The organism is Pelagibacterium sp. (genome assembly GCF_035555455.1).
GTDB lineage: Bacteria > Pseudomonadota > Alphaproteobacteria > Rhizobiales > Devosiaceae > Pelagibacterium.
This window is the reverse complement of the sequence record NZ_DATMGM010000026.1, coordinates 25,382-51,759: the sequence shown is the minus strand read 5'-3', so window position 1 is coordinate 51,759 and position 26,378 is coordinate 25,382. Positions and strand designations below refer to the sequence as shown.

Genomic DNA, 26,378 nt, shown 5'->3' with positions numbered 1-26,378 from the left:
CGGCACGGGCCTGGGGCTCGCCATCGCGAGAGAGTTGGTGGAAGCCAATGGCGGCCGCATCGCACTGCTCGAAACAGGGTCGGGAACCGCCTTTGCCATCGACCTGCCGTGGAGCCCTCGCTGACCGGTGCTATCGCCCCGTCTGTCCAGGCATCTGGCGCTCTGCCCGGATCAGGCCGCGCACCGAATTGCCCAGCCAGATGGTATCGGCCTGATCGAGATCGTGTGGATAAAGCACCGCTTCGCGAGCCCTCCCCTCCGCCAGAAGCTCGGCGCGCAACGTACCGGGCAACAGGCCACTCGCCAGCGCAGGGGTCAGCAACGCACCATCGCGCTCAACAAACAGCGTCAGATACGAGCCTTCGGTCACTTCGCCCCGCTCATTGGTAAAGATCACTTCATCGACACCCAACCGCTCAACCGCCCGCATCCGGGGCGCATCGAGAAAGTCACGATGCGTGGTCTTGTGCTGGAGATAGACATTGCCGGAATCGACCCGTTCCTCGGCAATAACGAACCGAAAGACCCTCCCCGCATCCACAGGGGGTAACGCGGTCGCGGTAACGCTCGCCTCTCCCTTCTGGTCGAGCAACAGCCGCACCCGCATTCGGTTGCCATCAAAGCCCGATGCGGTGGTGTCGAGAAGATGGCCAACCTCCGACACGGCCAGGGGAATACCGAAATAACGCGCCGAACACTCCAGCCGGACAAGGTGCCGCTCCAGCAGCCAGTAACCGGCGCCGGGCTCCCACAACAGGGTTTCGATCAGGCTGATGGAGTCCACTGGCATCACATCAGGCTCGCTTAGCGCAACAGGTCGAGCGCAGCCGATGCGCCGGGGTCGCGAGCGTAGGCCAGAAGCCTTGCCGCCGTCTCCGCATCGGTCAGGCTGCTCAGCTTGGCGGCAAACAAGGCGTCCATCTCGGCCGGATCCATGGCGTGGAACGGGCCGTCAAACGCCCGCTCTGCGATAACCCCGTCCGGGCCGATCGCCGCCATCCAGGCCGGGAAAATGCCAAGCTCCAGATGGCGCGCCTCAAAGTCATCGTCGCCGGACACCTCGACCCGCTCCATGAAATCGAGCACAGCGGGATCGGCGACGGCCTCTCCCTCGAAATCGGCAAGTTCCGAACGCTTGCGGATAAACGCGCTGGCCACCGCAAACGGCAGGCTGAACCGTGCCGCCAGATGATTGTCGATGGCCCGCGTCGACAGCGACTGGGCGCTGGAGGATTTCACCTTCACCTCCAGACGCTCGACCTGCGCGGCATCGATTTCGCTTCCCAACTCGATGGCACAGCGAATGGCCGCCTGACATCCGAAATTGGCCGGGAACAGCTTGATCGAATAGGTCGAGAGATCACGCGCTTCCGGTGCCGTCTCCAGATAAGCGATGTCGGCAGAACCCGATGCGTAACTGGCCAGCCAGCCCTTGTCCCCGCTGATCGGAGCCTCGGGCCCTGTGGCCCCGGCCTCGGCCAGCAGCGCTGAATGAAGCGCGTGGCGCGCCGAAAACCCCACCGAGAGGTCCTTGTCCTGACTGTAGCTGCCCACGGCGGGCGACATGGCGCTGAGCAATCCCGCTGGCAGCGCGCAAGCGGCGATGCCCACCGCCGCCAGCGCCACATCCAGATCAGCCCCCACCAGGGCGGCGCAGGCCAGCGCTGCCGCTGGCGTTGCCGTCAGCGATGTGGTGCGGAAGCCCCGCCCTTCGGTACGATGGGCCCGCCCGAGCGCTTCCCCCAGCCCGATATTGGCGACAAAGCCCACCCGCAAGGCGCGCAGCACCGCGTCGGGGCTTGCGCCGCGCTGTTGGGCAAGCGCCAGCACCGCCGGAACGATCACCACAGCCGCATGACCGTTATTGCGGCCATTGAGCAGCACTTCCTGAAAGTCGAGGGCTTCCCCCGCCGAGCCATTGAGGAAAGCAGCGTCGAGGAATGGCGCGCACCGCCCGGAACCCCACACCGCCGTTCCGGCTTCGCCCAGGTCGATGGCCGCCTCGTCATGGGCCGTGCCGCCCACGCGATGCTTGCGCGCATAATGGGCGATCGCCACGGTGTCCGCCGTCAGCCGTCCCAAAATTGCGGCATCGGCAGCCGATACAGCATTCTCTGCCAGTGCGAGATGGCGGCGAACCCATTCGCGGTCGGAAATGGTCATGGGAGAACTCCTCGATAGTAAACGGGCCGGGGAAAGCGGCTAGGTCGCTTTTTCGGCTTCGACAACGTGACAGGCGACCTGCGAGCCATCGGCCTGGGTCACCAGCGGCGGCATCATCTGGCGGCAGATTGGCTGGACCAGCGGACAGCGGGTGCTGAACGGGCATCCCGGCGGAGGATCGATGGGCGATGGCAGCTCCCCGCCAATATCGGGTATGTCATGCGCCCGCTCGATCTGCGGGTCCTTGGACAGAACCGAGCCGATCAGCGCCTGTGTGTAGGGATGCTTGGGATTGGCGAACAACACGTCGCGGCTGGCATATTCGACGACCCGCCCCAGATAGAGCACCATTACCTCATGGGCAATGTAGCGCACCACCGCCAGGTCATGGCTGATGAACAGGATGGCAAGGCCGAGTTCCTGCTGCAACTGTTCGAGCAGGACCAGCACCTGAGCACGGATGGAAACGTCGAGCGCCGAAACCGCCTCGTCACAGATCAGCAGTCCCGGCTCCAGCACGATGGCCCGGGCAATACCGATCCGCTGGGCCTGCCCGCCAGAGAATTCATGGGGAAACCGGTTGGCCATTTCAGGCCGCAACCCGACCCGCTCCATGGCCTTTTCCACCAGCGCCAACCGCTCCTTACCCCCCAGTTGCGGGCGGTGGGTGACCAGCGGTTCGGCGATGATATCGGCCACCCGCATCCGCGGATTAAGCGACGCCAGCGGGTCCTGGAACACCATCTGCATTTCGGGCCGCACGCGCTGGAACTGGGCGTCGGAGAATTCTGAAATCGCTTGCCCGTTCCACCGAACGACCCCGCCATTGGGCTTTTGCAAGCGCAAGATACCGCGTGCCAGAGTGGATTTTCCACACCCCGATTCGCCAACCACGCCAAGCGTTCTTCCCGGCGCGATCGACAGGCTTACTTCCCGCACCGCCTTGAGTTCAAGCGGACGGCTGAACAGCCCCTGGCTGATCGGGTAGGTGATCGACAGGGCATCGACACTAAGCCCCCGTGCAGTATCGGTCATGACAGGCCTCCGAGCGCTCCGGCAGCATCGGACGTCAGCGGAAAATGACACGCCTGACGGTGGCCGCCCGTGCGCGCTTCAAGCAACGGCACCTGCTGCTTGCAGATCGCCTGCGCCTTGCGGCATCGGGGTTCGAACATGCACCCCACTCTCTCTTTTTGGCCGTCAGGCGGATAGCCCGTGATCGGCTGCAATCGGCTCAGGGGGGCCGCAAGGTCCGGCATGGAAGCCAGAAGTCCGGCGGTATAGGGATGGGTGGGACGCATCAGTACGTCCTCAGCCGCCCCTTCTTCCACGATGGTGCCCGCATAGACAACGATCACCCGATGGGCCAGCCGCGCCACCACGCCCATGTCGTGGGTGATGAGCACCACCGCCAGGTTTTCCTCGCGCCGCAATTCATCGAGAATATCGAGAACCTGTATCTGCACCGTGACGTCCAGCGCCGTCGTCGGCTCGTCGGCGATCAGCAGCCGGGGCCGGTTGGACAGGGCCATGGCGATCATCACGCGCTGTCGCATGCCGCCTGACAGTTCATGCGGGTACGCGTCAAGGCGGCGGCGCGCATCGGGCACTCGCACCCGTTCGAGCAGGCGCAGCGCCTCGGCGCGCGCACCGGCACGATCGAGCCCTTGATGCAGCTTGAGCAATTCCGTCATCTGCGAGGCGACCGTGCGAAACGGGTTGAGCGCCGTCATCGGGTCCTGAAAGATATAGGAGACCTTCTGTCCCCGCACCCGGTCCAGTTGCCGGTCGGTCAGGGCGAGCAGGTTCTCGCCATCGAGCAATGCCTTGCCCGTTGCTTTGCCGTTCGATGCCAGCAGCCCGCCCAGCGCCATGAACGTCTGACTCTTGCCCGAGCCTGATTCGCCTACTACACCGAGCACCTCGCCCTGGGCGACGGTCAGGCTGACATTGTCGACGGCGATCACCGGTGCGCTTTCCGTCTGGAAACGGACCGACAGGTTTTGAACGTCGAGTAATGGCTGGTTCATTTAAGTCTCTTGCTGGCCGCTTTGCCAGTGTGCTGTGGAAGCGTTGAAAGGCATTGGCTTGAATGCTCAGCTAGGATCGGCATCCTTATGGGCCTGCCCCTTTTGTGTCAACGCCACCATGGGTGCGTTATTCTAATTTCCCGACACACCAGAGAATAACATTGCCGAAATACTCAAATTGCGAGTATAGACACCCTGCAATCGGGGCCGTACTAAAATAAGCCGCACTACCGGAGGGTCGGTTGTCGTTATCGTTTCTGATGGGAAAATTGCTGCGCTTTGTGCTTACGATCTGGGCCGCAGCGACCCTGGTTTTCATCCTCCTGCGACTGACGGGCGACCCGGTAGCCGCTATGGTGCCCTCTGACGCGCCCCAGATCGTGATCGATCAGTATCGCGAACGGTTCGGGCTCAACGAATCTTTGCCGGTCCAGTACCTATCCTATTTGCGCGGTATTTTGGGCGGTGATTTTGGCATTTCCTTCCGCACTGGCGGCAGCGCCTGGGATTTGGTCGCACCGCGCATCGGCCCCACCTTCATCCTGACCGGCCTCGCCCTGCTCCTCGCCCTTGTCATCGGCATTCCGGCGGGCATGTATGCCGCTTTGCATCGCGGCAAAATGCTCGACCGGTTCGTAATGGGATTTTCGGTTTTTGGTTTTGCCATGCCGAATTTTTTCCTCGGCATCCTGCTCATTTTGTTCTTCACCCTGAGCCTGCGCATGCTCCCCGCCGGGGGGTTCGACAGTGCGTTGAGCCTGGTCATGCCGGTCATCACTCTGGGCATGGCCACCGCTGGTGCTTATGCGCGCATGACCCGCTCGGCGGTACTGGAAGTATTATCCTCGTCGTTCATGCGCACCGCCAGGGCTAACGGCGTCCCGCCCCTGCGGCGCATGACGCACCATGTGGCCCGTGCCATTCTGGTTCCGCTGGTGACGCTTGCCGGGTTTAGCATCGGCTCGATGATCGCTGGCACCGTGGTCATCGAAACCGTGTTTGCCTGGCCCGGCGTTGGCCGGTTGCTGGTCACATCGGTCACCGATCGCGACCTGGCGGTTGTCCAACTCATCGTCATTCTGGCGGCAGCGACCATGGCGCTGTCCAACATGGTGGTTGATTTGCTCTATGGCTGGCTCGATCCGCGCATCGGCACCAGCCGTCGGTCGGGAGGCGCATGATGAAGCGCTGGAGTCTTGGGGTCGTCATCCCCTCCGCAATGCTCGTCGCTGTCGTCGCCTTCGCGGTGTTCGGCGATTTCCTCACCCCGCATCACTACAGTGCCTCAAGCCTGTTGGCCCGCAACCTGCCCCCGGTGTTTGCCGGCGGCAGTTGGGAGTACCCGCTGGGCACTGACGGGCTCGGCCGCGACCTTGTGGCGCGGCTGGTGTTCGGCACGCGCCTGAGCATCGGGCTAGCGCTGGTCGGCACCATCATCAGCGCCGTTCTGGGCACCGCTCTGGGGCTGATCTCGGCGCGCAGCGGCAAGCTCGTAGGCGGTCTTATTCTCGGTGCCATCGACCTCCAAGCTGCGGTGCCATTTATCATCATTGCGCTGGCAATTGTTGCTATCTTTGGCAATTCTTTGTCATTGTTTGTCGTCGTATTGGGTCTTTATGGCTGGGAAAGCTATGCCCGCCTCGTGCGCGGCGGCGCGCTTTCCGCCCACACTCTGCCCTTCGTCGAGGCCGCCCGCACCATCGGCGTGTCGAGCATCGCGATCGACCGGAGACACATTTTACCTACTGTTTTCAACATCGTAATCGTGCAGGCGACTCTCAATTTCCCCCAGACGATCCTGCTCGAAACCGGGCTGAGCTTTCTGGGCCTCGGCATCCAGCCCCCGCTCACCAGCCTCGGCCAACTGCTCGGCGAAGGCCGCAACAGCCTCGCCCGCGCCTGGTGGCTGGCGGTGATCCCGGGGTCGCTGATTTTCTTCACCACCCTCGCCATCAGCCTTTTGGGTGATGCGCTGCGCGACAGACTCGACCCGACCTTGCGCAGAAGCTGATATATACGAAATTAAGGCTTGCCGGATTTCAGGCGCCCCGGCCAGTTTTCCCGGATTTGCGAGGCGCCAGCTTACAAGGAAGTACGAAAGACTGATTATGCGAACTCTTGCTATCACATTCGTGGCGCTGGCCGCCGGGACGATCGGAGCAGCCGCACAGGCGGCCGACCGTCCCGAGATCGTGGTCGCCGTCAACGGGCTTTACCGCAGCCTTGAGCCGATCGACGGGAATTCAACCAATTCCCTGCGGATCATGAGCAATATCTATGACCCGATTATCAGCCGCAACTGGCTTGAAGACCCTGAAGGAGCAGAGCTTGCACCTTCCGTCGTCGATCAGTGGGAACAGGTCGATGGCACGACATGGCGCCTGACAATTCGCGAAGGCGTCAAGTTCCACAACGGCGACACCATGACCGCCGAAGACGTGGCTTTCACGCTTTCCGAAGAGCGCATCTGGGGTGAGAACGCCCTTGTGCCTGCCGGAACGCGCTATACGACGTCCTTTGCGTCGGTCGAAGTGATCGACGACAAGACTGTCGAAGTTGAGACCTCGGTGGTCGACCCGAACTTGCCTTACCGCTTCGTCACCCCGCTCGGCTTCGTTGTGCCGCGCGACTATTATCTGGAAGTGGGTCCCGAGGCGTTTGGCCAGAAGCCGATCGGCACCGGCCCGTACCGGGTTGTCGAATTCGACCAGTCGAGCCACGTCAAGCTCGAAGCATTCGATGACTATTGGGGTGGCACGCCCCCGCTGGAGACCATCGAATTCCGCATCGTTCCGGAATTTTCTGGCCGCCTCGCAGGCATGGTCGCCGGTCAGTACGATTTCATGGTCAACACACCTGTCGATGAAATTGAGACGGTCCGGGCCTATCCCGACCTCACCTATGTCAGCCGCCCGGCTGACGGCTACATCATGCTGGCCTATAACGCGCTCGATTTGCCCGAGTTCGCGCCCACGCCAACCGCTGACGTGAACCTGCGCTATGCCATGTCGGCAGCGATCGACCGCGACGCGCTGGTCGCCGCGCTTTGGGGCGATGCAACCTTTGCCCCTGCGCCGTTCAACTTCCCCGATACTCCGGCCTATTATGACTCGGAAATCCGTCCGCTGATCGAGTATGATCTGGACGCGGCGCGCGAATATCTGGCGCAATCGGACTATAATGGTGAAGAAGTCGTCGTAAACGCGGTGCGCGGCGCCTATCCCAACATCGATCTGGCCGTCGAATTCATCGCCGAGCAATGGCGTAATCTGGGAATCAATGTCCGGCTGAATATCGTCGACAGCTGGCCGCTGGCCCTCAAGCATCCGTTCGGTGTGCTGAACATGTCGATGTCAGTGGCCTTCGATGGGACGCCGACTCGCGGCATCTGGGGCTTCTGGGGCCCGGACTCGGCCCGTGCGACGCGCGCCGATGACCGGAGCTGGACGCCGCCGGCAGAATTCGTCGCTCTGGGCGAGCAGTATCTGGCCGAAGCCGATGAAGAGGAAAAGGTCAGACTGTTCCGCGAAATGGTCGCCATTTGGGAGCGCGAGCAGCCCGCCCTGATGCTGTGGCGCAATGTCGTCGACTGGGTGGTTTCCAACGACTACGAATGGACCACCGTCAACAGTGACGCAATGATGTTCGGCCCGGGGTTCATCTCCGCGAACTGATTGCCGGTCACACAAAAACAGGGGCGCGCGGAAATATCCCGCGCGCCGCTTCCATGGCGGTCGCTGGCCCGCAGCACCAGTGAGTGCAGCCGGACAATACAAAAATCCTGCTATCGCAAAAGCGTGACCTTCGCTTTCCTGAGTCCGATTGACTCATGTGCGGTTCTGAGTCCTAATAGAACAAAATAGGAACATCGAGTCATGAACAGAGCACACCGATTGGGTGCGCTGCGGCAGGCTCTCGCCAGTCTCGACCCTCCCGTCGGGGCCGGGCAGCACGGCGCCTTCAGTCTGGGCGCCGGCCCGGTCGATGCTGCCCTCATGGGCGGATTGGCGCGAGGCGCAGTGCATGAAATCTTTCCCACGCACGCTGCCGACATCCCAGCAGCGGCGGGGTTTGCCATGGGGCTCGGCTTGCGCGCCGCGCCCGATAGACCCCTGCTGTGGGTCCGCCATCAGCGGGTTGGATTGGAAGCCGGTGCGCTCTACGCCCCCGGGCTGGCGGAAGCCGGGCTCTCCCCCGACCGGATGGTGGTGGTGCAGGCAAAAGATGTGGTCGAGGGGTTGCGGGCCGCACTGGAAGCCTTGCGCTGTTCGGGTCTGGGAACGGTGATTCTGGAAAGCTGGGGGGAGAGCCGCCAGCTCGATCTCACGGCCAGTCGGCGTCTGTCTCTGGCAGCAGAAGCAAGTGGGGTAACCGCCCTGATGCTGCGGACGATGGCCGCGCCGGAGCCAAGCGCCGCTGCAACCCGCTGGAGCATCGCAGCTGCTCCATCGAGCGATATCGCCAATTTTCCGGGGAAGGCAGCATTTTCAACCGAACTTCTGCGGCAACGGGGCGGAAAGGCCGGATGGCATTGGACGTTGGAATGGAGCCATGAGACACGCGCATTTTCCCAGCAGCAGGCGCTATCTGGCGCTGTGGCTGCCCCTGTTTTCAACGGACCGGCTGCACCGCACCTCCAGACAGGCTGGGCACGAGCGGGATAACCGCCCCCTCATTGTGGTTGCTCGCCGCGGCAACAGGCTTATCCTCATCGCCACCGATGCCCTGGCGCAGAAAAAGGGCCTGTTTCCTGGCCTCGCCTTTGCCGATGCGCGGGCGCGAGTACCAGACATCCGGGTGATCGAACACGACGACAGCGCCGATGCCGACTTGCTCGATGCCATCGCCGACTGGTTCGACCGCTATAGCCCCATTGTTGCCAACGAGCCCCCAGATGGGCTGATTTGCGATATTTCTGGGGTGACGCATCTGTTTGGCGGCGAAGCGCCACTGATCGCAGACATCGCGCACCATCTGTCCGGGCAAGGCTTTGCCGCGCATCTGGCCATTGCCGGCACGGCACGGGCAGCGCGCGCCCTGTGCCGCTTTGGCAAGAGAGGCATCGTGCCGCCTGGCGAGGAAGCGCAATGGGTCTCGCGGCTGCCGATCGATGCTCTCGAATGCCCTCCGGCCATCCTCGTTGCCCTGCGCCGGGCTGGCCTGATGCGGATTGCCGATCTCGCCTCCCGCCCCCGAAAACCCCTGGCCGCGCGGTTCGGAACAGAGGTGACGGACGCGCTGGCCCAAATTCTTGGAGAAATCGATCGCCCTGTAACCCCGCGGCGCCCGCTGCCTCTGTTTGCCGCTGAACAGCGCTTTGCCGAGCCGATCGGGCTCAGGGAAGACATAATGCTGGCGCTTGGGGATCTGGCACAAAAGCTTGCTGTTGAGCTGGAACGCCACGGACAGGGCGGTCGGTATTTTGAAGCGGCCTTTTTCCGCACCGATGGCAGGGTGACGCGGATCGAAGTGCTGTCCGGCCAGCCGCTGCGCAACGCCCCGACTCTCGCACGGCTCTTCGATTTGCGGCTTGATGCGCTGACCGATCCCCTCGACCCCGGTTTCGGCTTCGACATGATCCGGCTGTCCGCCCTGGCTGGCGATGCCGTACCCGACAGTCAGGATACGCTCGATGGCCGGGAAAGTACGGAGCAGGCGGTGCGCGATCTGATCGATCGGCTGAATGCGCGTCTGGGGCCCGCCTCAGTGCAGCGTTTTATTGCCAATGACAGCCACTTGCCGGAACGGGCGGCCAGAACAGCCCCGGCGATATCGGACATGAAAGGCACGGGAACATGGGATCGGGCCGCATCCTTTCCCGTCCCGACCCGCCCGCTATTCTTGTTTCATCCCCCGCAGCGGATCGAAGCAATTGCCGAGGTTCCCGACAGCCCTCCACGCCGCTTCAAATGGCGGCAAGCCTGGTTCGAGGTGGTGCGCGCCGAAGGCCCCGAACGGATCGCAGCGGAATGGTGGCGCGACACCCGGGATATCCAGACCCGCGATTATTTCCGCATCGAGGACGGGGCCGGGCACCGGTTCTGGGTGTTTCGCTACGGGCTTTATGGCGTCGATCGGGTCGAATGGTTCATCCAGGGGCTGTTCCCATGAGTTTTTATGCCGAACTGGCCACGACCACCAATTTCTCCTTCCTGCGCGGCGCGTCGCATCCCCAGGATATGGTGCTGAGCGCGCTGTTGCTCGGGCACGGAGGCATCGGTATTGCCGATCGCAATTCGGTGGCGGGGGTGGTCCGGGCTTTTGGCGCGCTTCAGGATTTGCGCGAAGGCATCATGCCGGTCGAAAAACTGCGCGAGGGATCAGGACCAGGCGAATACGTGCTGATCGAGCGCCAGCCTGGCCCCGATCTGCCATTCACGCCGGCCGGCCTGCAACAGCGGGCGCAGCACTTCAAACTTGCCGTGGGCGCGCGTCTGGTTTTTTCCGATGGCACTCCCGACATCATCGCCTATCCCCAGAACAAGGAAGGTTGGGGCGGCCTTTGCCGGCTTTTGACCCGCGGCAACCTCAAGGCCCGAAAAGGCGACTGCATCCTGGGCTTTTCCGACCTCCTGTTTTCCTGTTCCGGCTTGAACCTGATTGTGCTGCCTCCCGAAAACCCCGAAGGCCTCGATACCATCCTTGCGCCCTTGAAGACGGCTGCCCCCGGTTCGGTCTGGCTGGGGGCGGCAATCGGCTATGGGGGTAACGACGCAAGACGGCTCAATCGGCTGGATGCGATCGCCCGCTGCCACGCCATTCCGCTGCTGGCGATCAATGATGCACTCTACCACACCAGTGACCAGCGCGACCTTCAGGACATCCTCACCTGCATTCGCGAAGGGGTGACGATCCAGACAGCCGGGCGGCGGCTGCAAGCCAATGCCGAGCGCCACCTCAAGCGACCTGCCGAAATGGCCCGCCTGTTTCGCGATTATCCCGAGGCAATCGCACAAATCGGCCACTTTCTCGACCGGATCGCCTTTTCCCTCGACCAGCTTAGCTACCAATATCCCGAGGAGCCGATCCAAAAGGGCTATACAGCGCAAGCCTGGCTGGAAGAGCTCACATGGCAGGAAGCAGCACAGCGCTATCCCCAAGGCATTCCGCAAAAGATCAGAACCTTGCTTGAAGGCGAGCTGAAACTCATCGGCGAACTTGAATATGCCACCTACTTCCTCACCATCCATGACATCGTTCAGGTGGCCCAAAGCAAGGGCATCCTGTGTCAGGGCCGGGGCTCGGCCGCCAATTCAGCGGTGTGTTACGTGCTCGGGATCACCGCTGTCGATCCCAATGAGCATGAATTGCTGTTTGCCCGGTTCCTCTCCAAGGAGCGGAAGGAGCCGCCCGATATCGACGTCGATTTCGAGCATGAACGGCGCGAGGAGATCATCCAGCACATCTACCAGACCTATGGACGGGAACGGGCCGGGATCGCGGCAACCGTGATCAGCTATCGTCCTCGTTCGGCCATCCGCGACGTGGGCAAGGCGCTGGGACTAACCGAGGACATCACCAGCCGCATCGCTGCGACGGTCTGGGGAAGCTGGACCAGCCAAAAACTCCCCCATGAGCACATCCGGCAGGCCGGGCTCGATCCGCACAACCCCGAGATCGGGCGCGCCGTGGCGCTGGCGACCCGACTGCTGGGCTTTCCGCGTCACCTCTCCCAGCATGTGGGCGGCTTCATCCTGACGCAAAACCGGCTGGACGACTATGTTCCCATTGCCAATGCAGCCATGGAGGACCGCACCTTTATCGAATGGGACAAGGACGATATCGATCGGATGAGGATGCTCAAGGTCGATGTCCTGGCTCTGGGAATGCTCACCTGCATCCGCAAGGCCTTTGATCTGGTTGAAAACTGCTACGGCAAAAGCCTGACCCTGGCGAACGTCAACGCCAGCCGACCCGATGATCCCGATGTCGCGGCTGTTTTTGAGATGCTCCAGGAGGGCGATTCCATCGGGGTGTTTCAGGTGGAGAGCCGGGCGCAGATCAACATGCTGCCACGGCTGAAACCCCAGGAATTCTATGACCTTGTCATTCAGGTGGCCCTTGTCCGGCCCGGCCCCATCCAGGGCGATATGGTCCATCCCTATTTACGCCGCCGCAACAGGGAGGAGACAGCAGACTACCCCGAGCCTGGACCGCCGCACGACAAAAATGAGCTACGCAACGTCCTGAAGCGCACGCTGGGTGTCCCATTGTTTCAGGAACAGGCCATGCAGATTGCCATGGTTGCGGCCAATTTCAGTGATGTCGAAGCCAATCGCCTGCGCAAGGCAATGGCCACGTTCCGCAGCAACGGCCAGATCGGGCAGTTCGAAAGACTGATGGTCGACCGCATGGAGGCCCGTGGCTACAACCGCGCCTTCGCTGAAAAATGCTTCAATCAGATCAAAGGGTTCGGAGAATATGGTTTTCCCGAAAGCCATGCGGCCAGCTTTGCCAAGCTGGTTTACATCTCCGCCTGGCTCAAAAAACATTACCCCGACGTCTTTGCCTGCGCGCTGCTCAATTCCCAGCCCATGGGGTTTTACGCACCGGCCCAGATTGTGCGCGACGCCAGAGAGCATGACGTGGACGTGCGCCCGCTGGACGTCAATTTCAGCGCACATGACAACACCCTTGAACTGGGGGAAGGCCGCTATCGCGCCCTGCGTCTGGGATTGCGGCAGATCGATGGGTTCAAATCCGACTGGAGCGAGCAATTGGTGGCCCGCCGCGGTGCAGGCTATGCCTCCATCGAAGATTTATGGCAGCGCTCCGGCCTGCCAGCCCGTGCTCTGATCTTGCTGGCCGATGCCGATGCCACGCGGTCGATGCAGATCGATCGCCGCACTGCCGCCTGGCATGTCCGGCGTTTGCCACAGGATGATCCTCTGCCCCTGTTTGCTGCCGCACAAAGCCAGGAACTGGGTGAGGAGCAGGACATGACCCTGCCCCTCATGGCCCTTTCGGAACATGTGATCGCCGATTACCAGACGCACCGGCTTTCGCTCAAGGCACATCCCATGGCCTTTCTGCGAGAAGGTTTTGCGGCCGAAGGGATAGTGAGTTGCGCGCAATTGGCGGATTTGCCCGATGGATGCCGGGTGAAGGTGGCGGGAGTTGTGCTCGTCCGGCAACGGCCCGGCAAAGGCAATGCTATCTTCATGACTCTGGAAGACGAAACCGGCATAGCCAATGGGCTGATGTGGGCCCGGAAGTTTGAGAAATACCGCGCGCAGGTGATGGCCTCGCGTCTGGCGGTGATCGAGGGGGTGGTACAAAAAAGCAAGGAAGGGGTTATCCACGTCATGACCAGCACCGTAGATGATCGGTCTGATCTGCTCGATACCCTTACCACACTGAATAAACCTCCTTCTGCCGGGTCTCCCCGGCTCGATGCCCATCCGCGTCAGACCCGCATCGTGCCCAAATCACGCGACTTCCATTGATGCGCACCCTATAACCAAGCTCAACATAAAATATTACCTTGTTTACAGAAAAGCGAATTAAAATATAAAATCGACAGATCTTCGGATATTCTTTAAACAAAATTTTAGAGACTGCAAAGTAAATGCAGAACAACATCAAAGCATAGCATGATATGCCAATATCAACTGAATGAATGCACCATACTAATCGAAACTATCAATCGATAGCGCATCGTCTCATAATATCTGGCAGTCATCCTAAAAATAATATACTATGGCGAATGTCGCCAGGCCTTTGAATGCCTGGTCGCACACAGGGAGTAGCTTTGAGCGCAGACATGCGCGTCGGCTACAGATTGGCTTGGTGGCAATCGTCGACACGACTGAGGCGCCCCGTCTGACAAACGAGAGAGAAGCGCCGGAGAGCCTGCTTGATAGCGAGCGCATTTCGGTGCTGGCTGCGCCCGAATTCAAAGCGCTGAGCCATAACGGCTTGCGCAAGGGCGTTCGGCTGGAAGCCATTTACTGGCGGGTACTGGAAGAGGCCGCTGCCGATATTGGCTTGTCTCGCAATGCCTTAGTCTTCAAAGTCCTGATGCTGGCCAGTGCTGACCAGTCCAACGCGACATCGGTTCTGCGCACATTTTTGATTGCCTATGTCCTGCTCAAGCGAAAGACCGATGGCAGGGAGGGGGCTTTCAAGGCGATGATGGGGCTGGTGCAGGCCCTGCCCCAGCCGGCGCTGTTGATCGAGCGCGACACGTCGGTCGCCCATTGCAACGAAAGCCTGGCGCATCTGTGCGGCTACAAGGTGGACAATACCCGCCATCTCATTGCTACAGCACACATTTCAGCCGCGCAATCGTCAGACGTCCTCTCCCTGATTGACCTGGTGATTGAAGACAAATTCTCCATCCGGATGCATGCCAGACTGGCCGTATTGTCGGGTCCGGGCGAGCCCTATGCCCTGGGCGTCGTCCACGGAACCGAAAAAACCAGCGCCTGAAAAGCCGGAAAACCTTCAGAACCTTGCTGACAGATTGAGGAAAATTCCCTGGTGATCATAGGAAAGATCGCGAAGATCATCAGTGAAGTTTCCGAAATTGTAGCCGACCCCGAGCCGCACCACGTCATTGATGTCATAGGACAGCATGGCCAGGGCGCCGGCATTGAAATTTTGCGTTTCGGGTTGATAGAGCCCTCGCGCTTCGAGCAGCAATCGCCAGTCGGTGATGATCCCGAGATCGGCGCGCAAAACGAACAGATGCATTGATGAGCTCTCGAAATCCCGGACGAGCCGCGACTCCGAAATCTCCCCGACGCGGAAGCCATATTTGCCGCCGATGGTGAGATGTTCAGTGACGTCGTAATTGGCATCCACGCTGAAGATATGACTGCGCTGGGCCGGACCAAGCACCGAACCATTGCGCGAGACCTGATCGGGCCCGGGCAGATCATAAAGATAGGTGTAGCGGATCAGCGCGTTGAGACGGTCATTGTTGACGGGGCGATAGGCGCCCCCGAGCGTGGCTTCGATATAATCACCGTCGAGTATGGAAGACTGGTCCGACTGGCTGACCAGCGCGCTGACTCCAGCCAGAGCCCGCCAGTCGTCATTGGTCTGAACCGAAAGTCCCGTTTGTCCCAGGAAGGTGTTGCGGTCGCGGCTGCCATCATCGGAAGTTTCGATGCGGACTTCGCCGCGCGAGGTCCATTCGATGCCATCCTCGACATAGCTCAATCCAGCAGACAGGGCATGACGCTCCAGATCACCGGACAGGGCATCGTCGATCCGCCCGGTTTCATAGGTGGCCGACGCCGACCACGCCTGGTCCGGCGCAAAATCGATGCCATAGAGCGAGCTCATCCGGCCATCGTCCGAGAACAGGCCATAGGTGTTTTCCGCATGCACGGACACCGCCTCATTGAGCCGCCGCTCACCGCCAGCCACCAGACCGTTGATCGGGCGCGTCTGGGTGAAGAAATCATCGCGGGCATCGGGCGCAACCCGAAAGCCCAGATAGGTCCGCTCGCCAGGAGCCGGGCTGTGGCTGATGGTGGCCAGAGCCTGCGGGCCTGTGGTGCCGATCGAGCCTTCGGCGCCCAGCGCCCAATGCTCATCGATCTGCCATTCCGCCCCAAGCCCGACGCGATCATTGCGACCATAGCCAGCACTCGCATGAGCGGTGACCTGCCCGAAGGCGTGCAACGTCAGATATTCATAGGGCTGATAGGCAACACGGGCCCCAATGTCGGTGCGGCTGCCATTGTCCTTGTCGCTGCCCCCGGGACGCGAGGTTTCGCGATGGATCAGGCCAGCGGAAACCGACAAATCCTCGTTGAGGCGATAGCGGATTTCCGCCCCCGCTTCGGTGCGCTGCATACCCGAAGCATTCTCGATATGGTCGATGTCGAGGCCCAGTTCGAGGTCCTCGGAAAGCGCCGCGTCGAGCCAGGCAGAAACCAGGAACGTGTCATGCACACTCTGTTGCCCGAGCGTCGAAAAGCCGGCCTCCCGGCCCTCGACGACGATACCGCCGACCGCATCGAACGAGCTGTCGAGCAGGTCGGCCAGATTTGCTTGGGCGCGAACGCGATAGGCAAAAGCTTCATCGGCAGGCCGCGCGGCGGGCTGTTGCACATAGGTGAAGCCGCCATCGGTTGACAGCCAGTCCGAACGGCCCTGCCCGCTGCTGCGCAGCACTTCGCCCTCAATGAACGTCTCGGCTGACGCCTCAACGCGGGCGTTGACGCCGACCACCGAGATATCGTCGCCGCTGGTTCCGGTTTCCGAAACTGCCGTGGCACCGATGCGCACAGAGTCATGCAGCCACGCCGAACCGCTCGCGCCAAAGGCATAGTCCTCGGGCTCGAACCCAGCGGGGCTGTATTCGTATTGAACCGTCAGATTGGCGTAATCAGCCTCGCTTGACTGCACCGCACCGGAAGACGGCGCAAGGCTAGCCAGTGGCTGGGCAAGGATGACCAGCCCTTGCATGTAGTTGATCGAATAATCGACGCCGGGCCGCAACAAGCGGCTCTCCGTCACCGTGCCGGTCACGGCATTGACCGTCTCGATCCGGACAATCTCGGACCCCGGCGCGACGTCCTGCCGCCGCAGCACATAGGCCGATCCGCCGGTTCCGCGCAGGATATCGGTGGCTGGCAGCGTTCCGGGCTGGGCAAAATACACAGTACCCCGGTAACGCGGATCGCCCTTGTCGGTCACGACATCGGATTCATAATGGCCCGAAGCGCCATAAAGCGAGCGCTGAGCCCGCAACAGGCTGCTGTCACCGATTTCGGTGCGGAAATTGCCCCACATCACATGGCTGGGGCCACGTTCGAGCCGTACATACAGCTTGCCGCTGGTCGGCGCGTCGTCCACCAAAACGGAATCGTCGCCATAGACGGGATAATACTGATTGGGATCGATCCGGCGCAGCACCGCCTGCGGATCGGTCGACAGAACGCCGCGGAACATATCCTCCAGCGGTCCTTCTCCAGTGTTTCCTGCAGCCGTTAGCAGGTATTCGCCTCTGATCTTGCCCTTGAGATAGAACGAGGCCCGACCTTTGACGTAAAGATCGTCGAATTCCTCGGGCGCTGCATCGACCAGCTTGCCATCGCCCCAGCGGGTCCCGACCGTGAGATCGGCCAGCCCGACATAGAACCATTCGCTGGTGGGGATGTTGATGTCGCGCCGGAAAATTGTCGTCTGCCCATCGGGGGCGACGATGGCGACGTCGATAACATGATCTCCCGAGGGCAGAATGCGATCGATGGCAAAGCGCCCGGTCCGATCCACTGGAACACTCTCGCCCAGAACACGCACCTGCGCGCCCTGTGGCAGGTCGGCTCCACTTACAGTCACCGTGCCGCCATGCACAGGAATGCTGCGGTTTCCAGTATTGTCGCCAGCGTAAACCGAGCGCCCCTGAACTGTTCCCGCTGCCGCGATTTCATCGAGATCGAAGGTAAAAGCCTGCGTTTCGTCGTAGCGCCCATCGGCATCATAAACACGCGCAAGATAGACCAGTTCGCCGTGGCCAAAATCGGGGGCCAGCACCAGGCCGGCCCGACCCTTGTCGAAAGGCACGATGGCCACCGGTGCCGCCACGCCTGGCGCAAACGCCCGCAATTCGGCCCGCTCGATCCACTGGCCATAATTGGTGTCGAGGGCGAAGCTCAGGCTCGCGCCGCCGCCGGGGCCCGCTATTGCCGAGACCAGCCCGACAGCCAGCCGCTGCTCGCCACCCAGTCCGTCATAGGTCAGCTGGATATCGGTCGCGGCCAGCGACACGTCGGTGCGCCTGGGCTCGATATTGGGTCGCGGGTCGCCGGCGACATATTCCCCGTCGACCGCAATGGAAAAGCCCATCTGGGCCATGGCCGGTGCGCTGATCAAAACGCCTCCGGCTGAGAGGGCCGTCGTCACCAGGAGCGAAGTTAGCAAGGAACGGGAAGCAGGAGAAAAAACCGTCATCTTGATCACCGTTCGATCACTGTAGTTTCGATATCGAGCGCATAGGGCGCCCCAAAATCCCTCCAGCTCTGCCTTATGAGCGCAATGATCTTTTCGGCGCGCGCATCAGCCGGTCCCTCGCGGGTTGCTTCCAGAACCACAACCAGCCGCGAGCGATCCTCGGCCAGCAGCCCGGTCAACTGAGAGATGCCCGCGAGCATGTCCACAGTCGGCTCTGTGCCCCCGCCAACGAACGCTGCGTCACCGATGGTGATGCGGATTTCGCGGCCAAGCGAGACGCCGAAATTGATCTCGACCATCTTGCCGGGGGTGAGGCGCACCATCGCGGGATTGTCGGTGGTGAGGGCAAAGCCGGCCGGCAAGGTACGCGCGTCGATCTTGAGCACGAAATTGCTGCCGACATTGGCGGCGGGCAGTGCGGCACAAGGAATCGAGTAGCGGCCAAACGCGTCCGTCGTGACCAGGGTACCTGTGGCCGTGCTCAGCCTCACGCCCGGAATGCCGGGCTCGCCCTCGTCCTGGTAGCCATTACCGTTGAGATCGTCGAAGACGGTACCGATGATATCGGAACAATCGAACACGGCCTCGGCGAGGATTTCCACTGTGGCGCGGCCCTCGTCCTCCAAGGGTGTGCCAAGCGCATCGATCCCAAAGGCGATGTTGGTGTAGCGGCCCGGTGGGGTCGCGGGCAGGGCCCGCAGCACCAGGTCGATCTCGATGACCCCCTTGGGCACCAGACGCAGATCGGCAAAAGTCACGTCTCGTCCGGCAATCGACGGCGTGAAAGCCGCACCATCGACCTGGGCGCTATCCTCGACATAGACGAACCCCGCCGGGATGCGGTCGGTTATAGTCACCAGCCCGGCATCGGCAAGCGAATGGTTCTCGACCCTGATCGTAAACGGCACCGTTTCGCCGCGCCGTATATTGGGACGGGTCGTCGTCTTGGTGATCGACACATCGCTTGGCGGCTGGGGCAGCAATGTCAGGATTGCGGTGTCGTCGGGCGAGGTCACCTCGGCGCCATCGAACGTGCCGACCGCCTCGGCGGTGTTGCTGACACCGTCGGTTACGTTTGCGCCAGCGTTCAGGTCACCCTGCGTGAGCAGGTAGCGCGCCGTGAAGGTCACCGTTTCCCCTCGCTTGAGGTCCGCCGAGAGCGGATCGAAAGCCGAGAGGGTGTTTTCAGCCGGTTGTCCGTTGAACGTGAAATCCAGCTCGCGCGGGCTCACACCGGTGATGTCGACATTGCCGGTGTTTTCGATTGTGAACTCGAAATCGATCGGGTCGCCCACCAGAGCGTAGAAACTCCCGCCCATGAAGGTTGCCGTCTTTTCGATGGCCAGACTTGGGCGCGGCTGGAAGACTTCAACCACAACCGGCTCGTCGTCCTCGAAGGTCGGTCCGGACAGATCACTGGTTGGTTCTGGTCCCGATCCATCATCATAGGTGCCGGTGGCCGTGGCCTGGTTGATGACCTCGCCAGCATCGATATCGTCCTGCACGATCGCATAGATGACCGGACCGACCGTGACTTCATCGCCGGGCGACAGCGCGCCGATGGCAAAGCTGGCCGGAGTGGGAACGATCAGCCGGTCATCGATCACCACGCCGGTCAGTTCCAGATTGCCGGTGTTGCGCACGATGAAGGTGTATTCGATCTCTTCGCCCACCTGGGTGGGATCGTTGAGCGCGGAGCTCTCCTCCTTGATGATCGCAATGCTCGGCACCTGCGAGAGCGGAACGCGAATTTCGTTAGAGTCTGCATCCACAGTTCCGGACGTGCTTCCGCTGCCATGGTCACCGCTGACGCTGGCCTGGTTGACCACTTCGCCACGCTGGATGTCGCTCTGCTTGACCAGATAGGTCGCGGTCAGCTCGACCGCGTTGTCGGCACCCGGCAGTAAAAGCGGGATCGTGGTGACCGGCATGTTGAGGTCGGTCAGCGGATCATCAACCTCGACATCGGAGAGGGTCACGTTTCCGGTGTTGGTCACAAGAAACGTGTAGGTGATCTCATCGCCCGGCATGGGCGGCGTGCTGAGGTCGGCTTCATAGGCCTTCACGATGGTGATGGCCGCCTGTGTGCTGAGCGGCTGGGTCACTGTCGAATCGTGGGTCACCGTTGTCAGATCGCCATCGGGCCCAATCCCGGTGCCGAAGACCGTTGCGGTGTTTTCAAGCTCACCGGCATCGATGTCGTTCTGGGTGAGGGTATAGGTCGCGATAAAGGCGTCGGTATTGGTGCTCCCCGGCGCCAGTGGCCCGGTCCATCCGGTCGGATTGGTGATCCTCGCCCCGATCAGCTGTTCGGTGATTTCAATGTCGTCAAGGATTACGTTGCCGGTGTTTTCGATGCTGAAGGCATAGGTGATCGTATCGCCCACCATCGGTAGCGCAGGCCCAAACGAGGTGGCGCTGACGGTTTTGACGAGACTGATCTGCGGAGCGCGGGCGAGAGACGTCTCGACCGTCGATTCAGCGCTCACCGGATCGTCCGGACCATGGGTCGGAGTGCCCGTGGCTTCGGCCGTGTTGACCACCTTTCCGGCCTCAATGTCACTCTGAGTGAGCGTATAGACGCCCTGCACCACAATCTCATTGGGAGAAGCCGTGGGGGCTTCGTCAGCATCGAGGGGATGGAGCGTCACCGTACGGAGCAATTCGATCGAAGCGTCATCGAGGACGAAGTCCTTGAGCCCGTCTTCAAGCTTAAGCGCACTGAGCGGCAGATTGCCCAGGTTGGTTATGGTGAAGCTGTAGGGCAGTTCTGCACCCGCCTGGATGATTGTCGGAAGCCCTGTCATCCGCTTGACCAGGCCGATCTTCGGGCTCTGGTTGAGCGGAGTTACAGTATCTTCCGGCGTATCAGGCGTCGACGGATCATTGCTGGAGTCGACAGGTGTTCCCGTCTTGTCGTCGGGAGTCTTGAAAGCGGCTGTGGCCTGATTGATGACCTCGCCGGCATTGATGTGGTCCTGCGTCAGCGGTGCCGTCACCGTGAAGTTGATCGACGCTCCCGGCGCCACCGTCGTATCGGCCGGAGGCGTCACCACCGCGTCAAGGAATGGATCGCTGACGCTGACATCGTGCAGCGTGACGTTACCGGTATTGGTTGCCGTCACGGTCCATCTGACGCTGTCACCGGCTCGCGGCTCATCGGGAATACTGTCCACAACCTTCACCAGCACCAGACCGGGCTGTTGATACAGGCGCTGCTTGGCCGAGCTGGTGTCGCTGTTGACCGACGTATCGTTCGGCCCGGAAAGCCCGGTAGCATGAGCGGTATTGTCCACCTCGCCCGCATCGATATCGGCTTGCGTGACTGTATAGGTCGCGGTGACCGTGCGTTCCCTATCAGTCACCGGCAGATTACCGACCGTCACATCCGCCCCCAGCAGCGGATCCTTGACCACCACATTGCGCAGATTGGTGTTGCCGGTATTGGTGACCACGAACTGGTAGGTGATCGTATCCGTCGGCCTGGTGGGCACGAGCGGATCGACCGTTGTTGACAGTATGGTCTTTTCAATCTTGAGCATCGGATTGGCGAGAGCGAGCACCGTTGCAGTATCACTGTCCGTTACGGTCAATTTGCCGCCAGAGCTGTCCTCGCCCCATTGCCCGCTAGTTGAGGCGGTGTTGGCCACCGACCCATTGTCGAGATCGTCCTGGGTTAGAACGTATGTGGCCGTCCGTTCCTCATGCTCACCCGGCGCGAGTTCATCGATCAACGTGGTGCTGAGACCCTGCAATCCAGATAGGTCATCGGTCAGCGACACATCGATCAGCGGCGTCTTTCCGGTGTTTTCGATGCGGAACGTATACGTGACCACGTTACCCACCGCAGGCGGTGTAGAGCCGGCCAGACTGGCGGTCTTGGTGATGGTGATTTCTGGGTCGAAATCCGGGGTAACCACAACGCTATCGCTGTCGGCGAGATCGTCGTTGGTCGCTGGTGTCTGTCCGGACCATTCGCCATCACCCGTCGCATTCGCCACGTTGGTATGGGCCAGCGGCTGGACGCGCGGCACCTCGGGATTGACCCGCAGCGTGTATTCAAGGGACGCCGTTCCCGCCACGTCCAGTGCTCCATCCGTCCAAAGACCGCTCTGTACACCCTGGCCAGTGAAATCAGAGCGACCTTCTGTGACGGTGACGGTATACTCACTCCGACCGGGTTCGGACGCGCTCGTATAAGAGCCGAAATTGCCCCCCGCGCCGACCAGATCGTCGATAACGGAGACATTTTCCAGCGGCTCTTCGCTGCCATTTGTCACCACAACCGTATAGGCGATCGAATAGCTGCCATCGGAATGGAACACCGGATCAGCCGCGGTCTTCGTCACGGAAAGCTGCGCCTGCGGGATCAGCGTGAAATCGTGGTTCGAGCTGGTCTGCGATCCCGCCACGACAATACCGGAGAGGGTGTAGTCGTTCGGCGCGCTCGGCGCCCCATCCCCTGGCAGCGCGCTGCCGGGCTCGTAGCGGCCACCACCTGGAAAGGTATAGGCGACCTGATAGGTGCCCGGCGGAAGATCATTGAAAATATAGGTACCGTCAGCCGCCGTGGTCGTTGTCGCGTTTGCCGTGTAAGCGGGGTCATGCTCGGCCGTACCGGTCAGGGTCACGGTGATCCCGGCCAGACCCGTGTCGTGAACGGCGTCGCGCACATCATCGGCGTTGAAGTCACGCCAGATCGTACCTTCGATAGTACTGGCGCGAACGGTTGCTACCTCACCTTCGTCTTCGTTATTGCCCGGGTAGAGATCGAACGACTGCGTGTTGACCCGCGCAGTGTTGACGATCCGCGTACCCGGCGCATGCGGCTCTACGATCCTGACCCAGACCCGCACGGTGACGGTTTCACCGGGCACGACATCGCCCAGATCACACGAGAGCGCGCTCGTCCCAAGCGGAGCGTTGCAGGTCCTTCCGGTCTGTGGATGCAAAATTTCAGGCGCGCGCGAAATGATCATACCCTGAGGGAACGTATCGTGCAGCGTCACCGCTTCGGCCACATCCAGGCCGGGGAAAGTATCGGTAAGGCCGACGACCGTCAGGTCCCAGTAGAATTCCTCACGCAGATCCACCTCGTCCTTTTCGGGCGTCTTGGTGATCTGCAGATCGGAACGAACGCGCACGCGGGTGCTTTCTGCGTCCTCGTTATTTCCGGGGTTGCTGTCATACCCACGCCTCGTTTCTTCGGACGAGGCCTCGACGCGGTTAGTGTGCAAGCCGCGTTCATCGGCCTTCATGGTGAATTCAAAAACAGCGGTCTCACCGGCTGGGAAGTAGGCTGCTTTGCAGACTAGGTCGCCGCCCGGTTCGGCTGGATTGACACCCTCGAAATCGCATGTCCACCCATCGGGCTCGTCAGGCAGCGATGGAGCGACAAAGCCCGTCTTTGGCAGAATATCGGTCAGGACCACATCCGTCGCATCTGACGGGCCCACATTGGTCACGATGATGCGATACCCGACCTGCTCATTGATCAACACCGGGTCGGGCGTCGTCATGGACTGGTCGGGAACAAGATACTCCTCCTTGCTGACGATCAGGTCGAGCGAGGGCGGATTGATCGGAATGCTGACGCTGGCATCGTTATTGTCCTCATCAACCTCGGGCGTGGTCGTGGTAACCGTCGCGCTGTTGACGATTTCGCTCACGGTATCGGGGGCGATAGGAAGCAGGGCCATGGTCGGCACGACCACCACTTCCACAGTGCGCTGGGAATTGACGCCAATCTGCCCCACCTCGCACTGAATGAGACGGTTCGTATCGTCGATGATCGCATTGACGGAGGGCACGACAGAACAGCCACCATGACTGGGCGTCGCGCTGATAAAGCGTACATCTTTTGGCAGCGTATCCCGAACGATTACCCCGTCGGCAGGGCTCAAGCCGTTATCAAGGACACTGGCTGCGATCACATAGGTGATTGGCTGCCCTACCGCCGCCCCGGCATTGATGGATGCACTGGTCTTGGTGATGGTCACATCGGTACGCGGATCAACCTCGTACGGGACCATCGACTCATTGTTGCTGGTATCACGATCCGGCGTTTTGAACGAATAGGCAACAGCCGTGTTCGACTGGCTGCCGACCCCGCCGGCATGGACGGTGACATCCACAAATGGGCAATCGTCACCCGGTGTGCAGATCGGCAGACTGGCGATTGTGCAGGAAAGGTCGCGATAATAATATGCGCCGCTCGCTCCGAAGGAACACACCATTCCATTGGCATCGAACGCCGGATCAACCGTCGGATAGCTGAGCGCATGTCCGATGGGATTGACGATGGGCTCAAGCCTGTCCTCCAGCCGCACGTCTTCGGCAGTGGCCGGACCACTATTGACGACTTCGATGCGGAAGGTGATCGCATCGCCAGCCACAACGGGGGAGGCTGTGGGCGAGATCGACTTGATGACGCCCACATCGGCAGCATTGCCGGGCTCCACGCTGGTGAGCCCGCCACTGTTGGTGACATTATTGCCCGGCGTGGCGTCATCTTCCTCATAATCGAGATACGACACCGTCAGCCCGTTCGGGTCGATATCGGCCTGGGTGACCTTTGCCGTGATGGTGATGGTATCCGCGCGTTCACCTGGCCGCAGAGGATCGCTAGTATATTTGTCTGTAGTGCAGCTTATATCCTGCGCGCCGAGGAAGCCGTTCGCGGGAACGGTCGGACACGTCCAGCCGAGAGGAGCCGAAATAGCGGTTACGGTAAGGCCTACGGGAATGTGGTCTGTATAGGTCAACTCCCTATCGAACGGCAGATTACCGTCGTTTACTGCCCAGAGCCTGAAGTCATACTCCTCGCCGACAACCACCAGCCCTTCGAACGGCCCCGCCTTTCTGGCGCGCAAATCGAGGGTTGGCGGGACAATGTTGGCGGGAATGTCGGCGCCCCGGTTATTGCCATCGGCACCAGCATTTTCGTCTTCAGACTCAATCTCGGCAGTATTGACGATGCCTTCTCCAGCCGCAGCCACATCTGCCTTGATCACGATCGGCGTATGGTAATCGGCCCCCGCTTCGCCGGAGTCATAGTCGCACGTCACGACCTGCCCGTTGACCGCGCAGGTCCAGCCCGCTTCGGCGAGCACTTCTGTAATTGTATAGTTCACCGGTACGTCATCGGTGATCTGAGCGGTTTTGGGGTCCTGCCCGGCAACGCGGGGAGTAAGAGTAAACTCAACCTCTTGCCCAACGAGCAGCAGCCCGAGAGGCGAACGCGCCTTGCCCAGGCTGAGATCAGTCCCCGGCAACACCGCGAGATGGGCCGTCATCCCATCGTTTGCGGCATTCGGATCACGTGGATTTTCACTGATCAGCCTCGCATCCATCGTGATGTCGGACTCGTCGGCGGTCGTGACCTGAGACGAAAACTCAAACTCGAAGGTTTCGTCGACACCAAGCGGCGGCACAACGCACGAAATGAGCAAGCCGGTGACCGAGCATGCCGCCGGCAGTTCGAAATCTGGCGACATCCCGTCGGGAATGGTCACATCCAAAGTGGCGGCCCCGGAGGGATAGGGGCCGTGATTGGTGACCGTGGCAAAAAACTGGGCAATATCCCCCGCCTGGACCGTTTCTGGCAGGGCGCTTAGCGTCAGACCGAGGTCAGCGCCCTTCTGAACGGTTGTGGTCCGCTCGAACCGGGTCTCATCCGCCATTTCGGTCATTTCAGCGGCAAAGGTAACGGTCCCCTCGGTGAAGTGGCGCAGAAACACCGTGGCCTCAACGGCCCCATCGACGCCGATTGCGGGAACGTCGCAAATGACGCTCAACGGTCCTTCGCCGCTCAGTGGGTCACAATTATCGAGCCCGAGCACTCCCTCATAGTCAGTATCGACTGGAATATCGAACGTTACTGTGGTGGCACCGGTAGTGAAATTTCCAGCATTATCGATGCGCACTTTGTAGGTTGCATCGCCCCCCGCAGGAACTGGTGCGAGACTGTCGATATTGACCTGAAACTGGTCCTGCGCCATCGCCGATTGCGGAATCAACAATCCAGCTCCAGCCAGGACTGTAGCAACGACAAACGAGCGTATAGACATATTCAGGACTCACTGGAGACCGCGCCGTGACCTTCTGGTCGGAGCGCAACTTCAATCGTGATCAGCCGCAAATTTCTGGGGCGCGGCAGGACAGGGTGATTCGGCAACACTTGGCCAAGACTTGCCCCCTTCTCGCTTAAACAGAGTCTTTTGTCACCTGGTATGGCCCCCGAGGCGACATCCTGCCGCTCTGGCCGCCTGAAAG

At 61.0% G+C, this 26,378-nt stretch carries 13 protein-coding genes and 1 pseudogene; 8 read left to right on the top strand and 6 right to left on the bottom strand.

What is annotated here, in order from left to right; genetic code table 11:
* Positions 1-124: pseudogene (locus tag VNS12_RS15410) on the top strand (sensor histidine kinase); the annotation flags it as partial.
* Between the two features lie 6 nt (positions 125-130).
* Here the strand turns inward: VNS12_RS15410 and VNS12_RS04730 are convergent.
* From VNS12_RS04730 to VNS12_RS04715, 4 genes are read right to left on the bottom strand one after another with little or no spacing between them, the layout of a single operon-like run.
* Positions 131-790, bottom strand: a complete 660-nt coding sequence (locus VNS12_RS04730) for an aminotransferase class IV family protein (RefSeq protein WP_325486691.1) — start codon at positions 788-790, stop codon at positions 131-133.
* Between the two features lie 14 nt (positions 791-804).
* Positions 805-2,163 carry an MmgE/PrpD family protein gene (locus VNS12_RS04725; protein ID WP_325486690.1) on the bottom strand — a complete coding sequence of 453 codons (1,359 nt, stop codon included), beginning with the start codon at positions 2,161-2,163 and terminating at the stop codon, positions 805-807.
* A gap of 39 nt (positions 2,164-2,202) precedes the next feature.
* Positions 2,203-3,198: an ABC transporter ATP-binding protein gene (locus tag VNS12_RS04720; protein ID WP_325486689.1), complete on the bottom strand. Its 996-nt coding sequence runs from the start codon at positions 3,196-3,198 to the stop codon at positions 2,203-2,205.
* Positions 3,195-4,193 carry an ABC transporter ATP-binding protein gene (locus VNS12_RS04715; protein WP_325486688.1) on the bottom strand — a complete coding sequence of 333 codons (999 nt, stop codon included), beginning with the start codon at positions 4,191-4,193 and terminating at the stop codon, positions 3,195-3,197. The genes VNS12_RS04720 and VNS12_RS04715 overlap by 4 nt, the downstream gene beginning before the upstream one ends.
* Before the next feature lie 242 nt (positions 4,194-4,435).
* Here VNS12_RS04715 and VNS12_RS04710 point away from each other — a divergent pair, with 242 nt between their 5' ends.
* From VNS12_RS04710 to VNS12_RS04680, 7 genes are all read left to right on the top strand, one after another.
* On the top strand, positions 4,436-5,374 hold the full coding sequence (locus VNS12_RS04710; RefSeq protein ID WP_325486687.1) for an ABC transporter permease: 939 nt from the start codon (positions 4,436-4,438) through the stop codon (positions 5,372-5,374).
* Positions 5,371-6,204: an ABC transporter permease gene (locus tag VNS12_RS04705; protein WP_325486686.1), complete on the top strand. Its 834-nt coding sequence runs from the start codon at positions 5,371-5,373 to the stop codon at positions 6,202-6,204. Before VNS12_RS04710 ends, VNS12_RS04705 begins: the two co-directional genes overlap by 4 nt.
* A gap of 97 nt (positions 6,205-6,301) precedes the next feature.
* Positions 6,302-7,867, top strand: a complete 1,566-nt coding sequence (locus VNS12_RS04700; protein WP_325486685.1) for an ABC transporter substrate-binding protein — start codon at positions 6,302-6,304, stop codon at positions 7,865-7,867.
* Positions 7,868-8,068: 201 nt separating this feature from the next.
* Positions 8,069-8,857 carry an ImuA family protein gene (locus VNS12_RS04695; RefSeq protein WP_325486684.1) on the top strand — a complete coding sequence of 263 codons (789 nt, stop codon included), beginning with the start codon at positions 8,069-8,071 and terminating at the stop codon, positions 8,855-8,857.
* Entirely contained in the window at positions 8,745-10,304 is a 1,560-nt protein-coding gene (locus VNS12_RS04690; protein ID WP_325486683.1) for a Y-family DNA polymerase, read from the top strand. Before VNS12_RS04695 ends, VNS12_RS04690 begins: the two co-directional genes overlap by 113 nt.
* The gene (locus VNS12_RS04685) at positions 10,301-13,639 is read left to right on the top strand and encodes an error-prone DNA polymerase (protein WP_325486682.1); all 3,339 of its coding nucleotides are present in this window, start codon (positions 10,301-10,303) and stop codon (positions 13,637-13,639) included. The genes VNS12_RS04690 and VNS12_RS04685 overlap by 4 nt, the downstream gene beginning before the upstream one ends.
* Before the next feature lie 343 nt (positions 13,640-13,982).
* The gene (locus VNS12_RS04680) at positions 13,983-14,624 is read left to right on the top strand and encodes a ribbon-helix-helix domain-containing protein (RefSeq protein WP_325486681.1); all 642 of its coding nucleotides are present in this window, start codon (positions 13,983-13,985) and stop codon (positions 14,622-14,624) included.
* Between the two features lie 15 nt (positions 14,625-14,639).
* Here VNS12_RS04680 and VNS12_RS04675 read toward each other — a convergent pair whose 3' ends face one another.
* Positions 14,640-18,026 carry a TonB-dependent receptor gene (locus tag VNS12_RS04675; protein ID WP_325486680.1) on the bottom strand — a complete coding sequence of 1,129 codons (3,387 nt, stop codon included), beginning with the start codon at positions 18,024-18,026 and terminating at the stop codon, positions 14,640-14,642.
* Positions 18,027-18,109: 83 nt separating this feature from the next.
* Positions 18,110-26,173, bottom strand: coding sequence for a DUF7507 domain-containing protein (locus VNS12_RS04670; protein WP_325486679.1), 8,064 nt, complete (start codon positions 26,171-26,173; stop codon positions 18,110-18,112).
* Positions 26,174-26,378: the final 205 nt, after the last annotated feature.

Coding starts and splice junctions, on each gene's coding strand:
- VNS12_RS04730 (WP_325486691.1), bottom strand. CDS start 790: ATGCCAGTGGACTCCATCAGCCTGATCGAAACCCTGTTGTGGGAGCCC.
- VNS12_RS04725 (WP_325486690.1), bottom strand. CDS start 2,163: ATGACCATTTCCGACCGCGAATGGGTTCGCCGCCATCTCGCACTGGCA.
- VNS12_RS04720 (WP_325486689.1), bottom strand. CDS start 3,198: ATGACCGATACTGCACGGGGGCTTAGTGTCGATGCCCTGTCGATCACC.
- VNS12_RS04715 (WP_325486688.1), bottom strand. CDS start 4,193: ATGAACCAGCCATTACTCGACGTTCAAAACCTGTCGGTCCGTTTCCAG.
- VNS12_RS04705 (WP_325486686.1), top strand. CDS start 5,371: ATGATGAAGCGCTGGAGTCTTGGGGTCGTCATCCCCTCCGCAATGCTC.
- VNS12_RS04700 (WP_325486685.1), top strand. CDS start 6,302: ATGCGAACTCTTGCTATCACATTCGTGGCGCTGGCCGCCGGGACGATC.
- VNS12_RS04695 (WP_325486684.1), top strand. CDS start 8,069: ATGAACAGAGCACACCGATTGGGTGCGCTGCGGCAGGCTCTCGCCAGT.
- VNS12_RS04690 (WP_325486683.1), top strand. CDS start 8,745: ATGAGACACGCGCATTTTCCCAGCAGCAGGCGCTATCTGGCGCTGTGG.
- VNS12_RS04685 (WP_325486682.1), top strand. CDS start 10,301: ATGAGTTTTTATGCCGAACTGGCCACGACCACCAATTTCTCCTTCCTG.
- VNS12_RS04670 (WP_325486679.1), bottom strand. CDS start 26,173: ATGTCTATACGCTCGTTTGTCGTTGCTACAGTCCTGGCTGGAGCTGGA.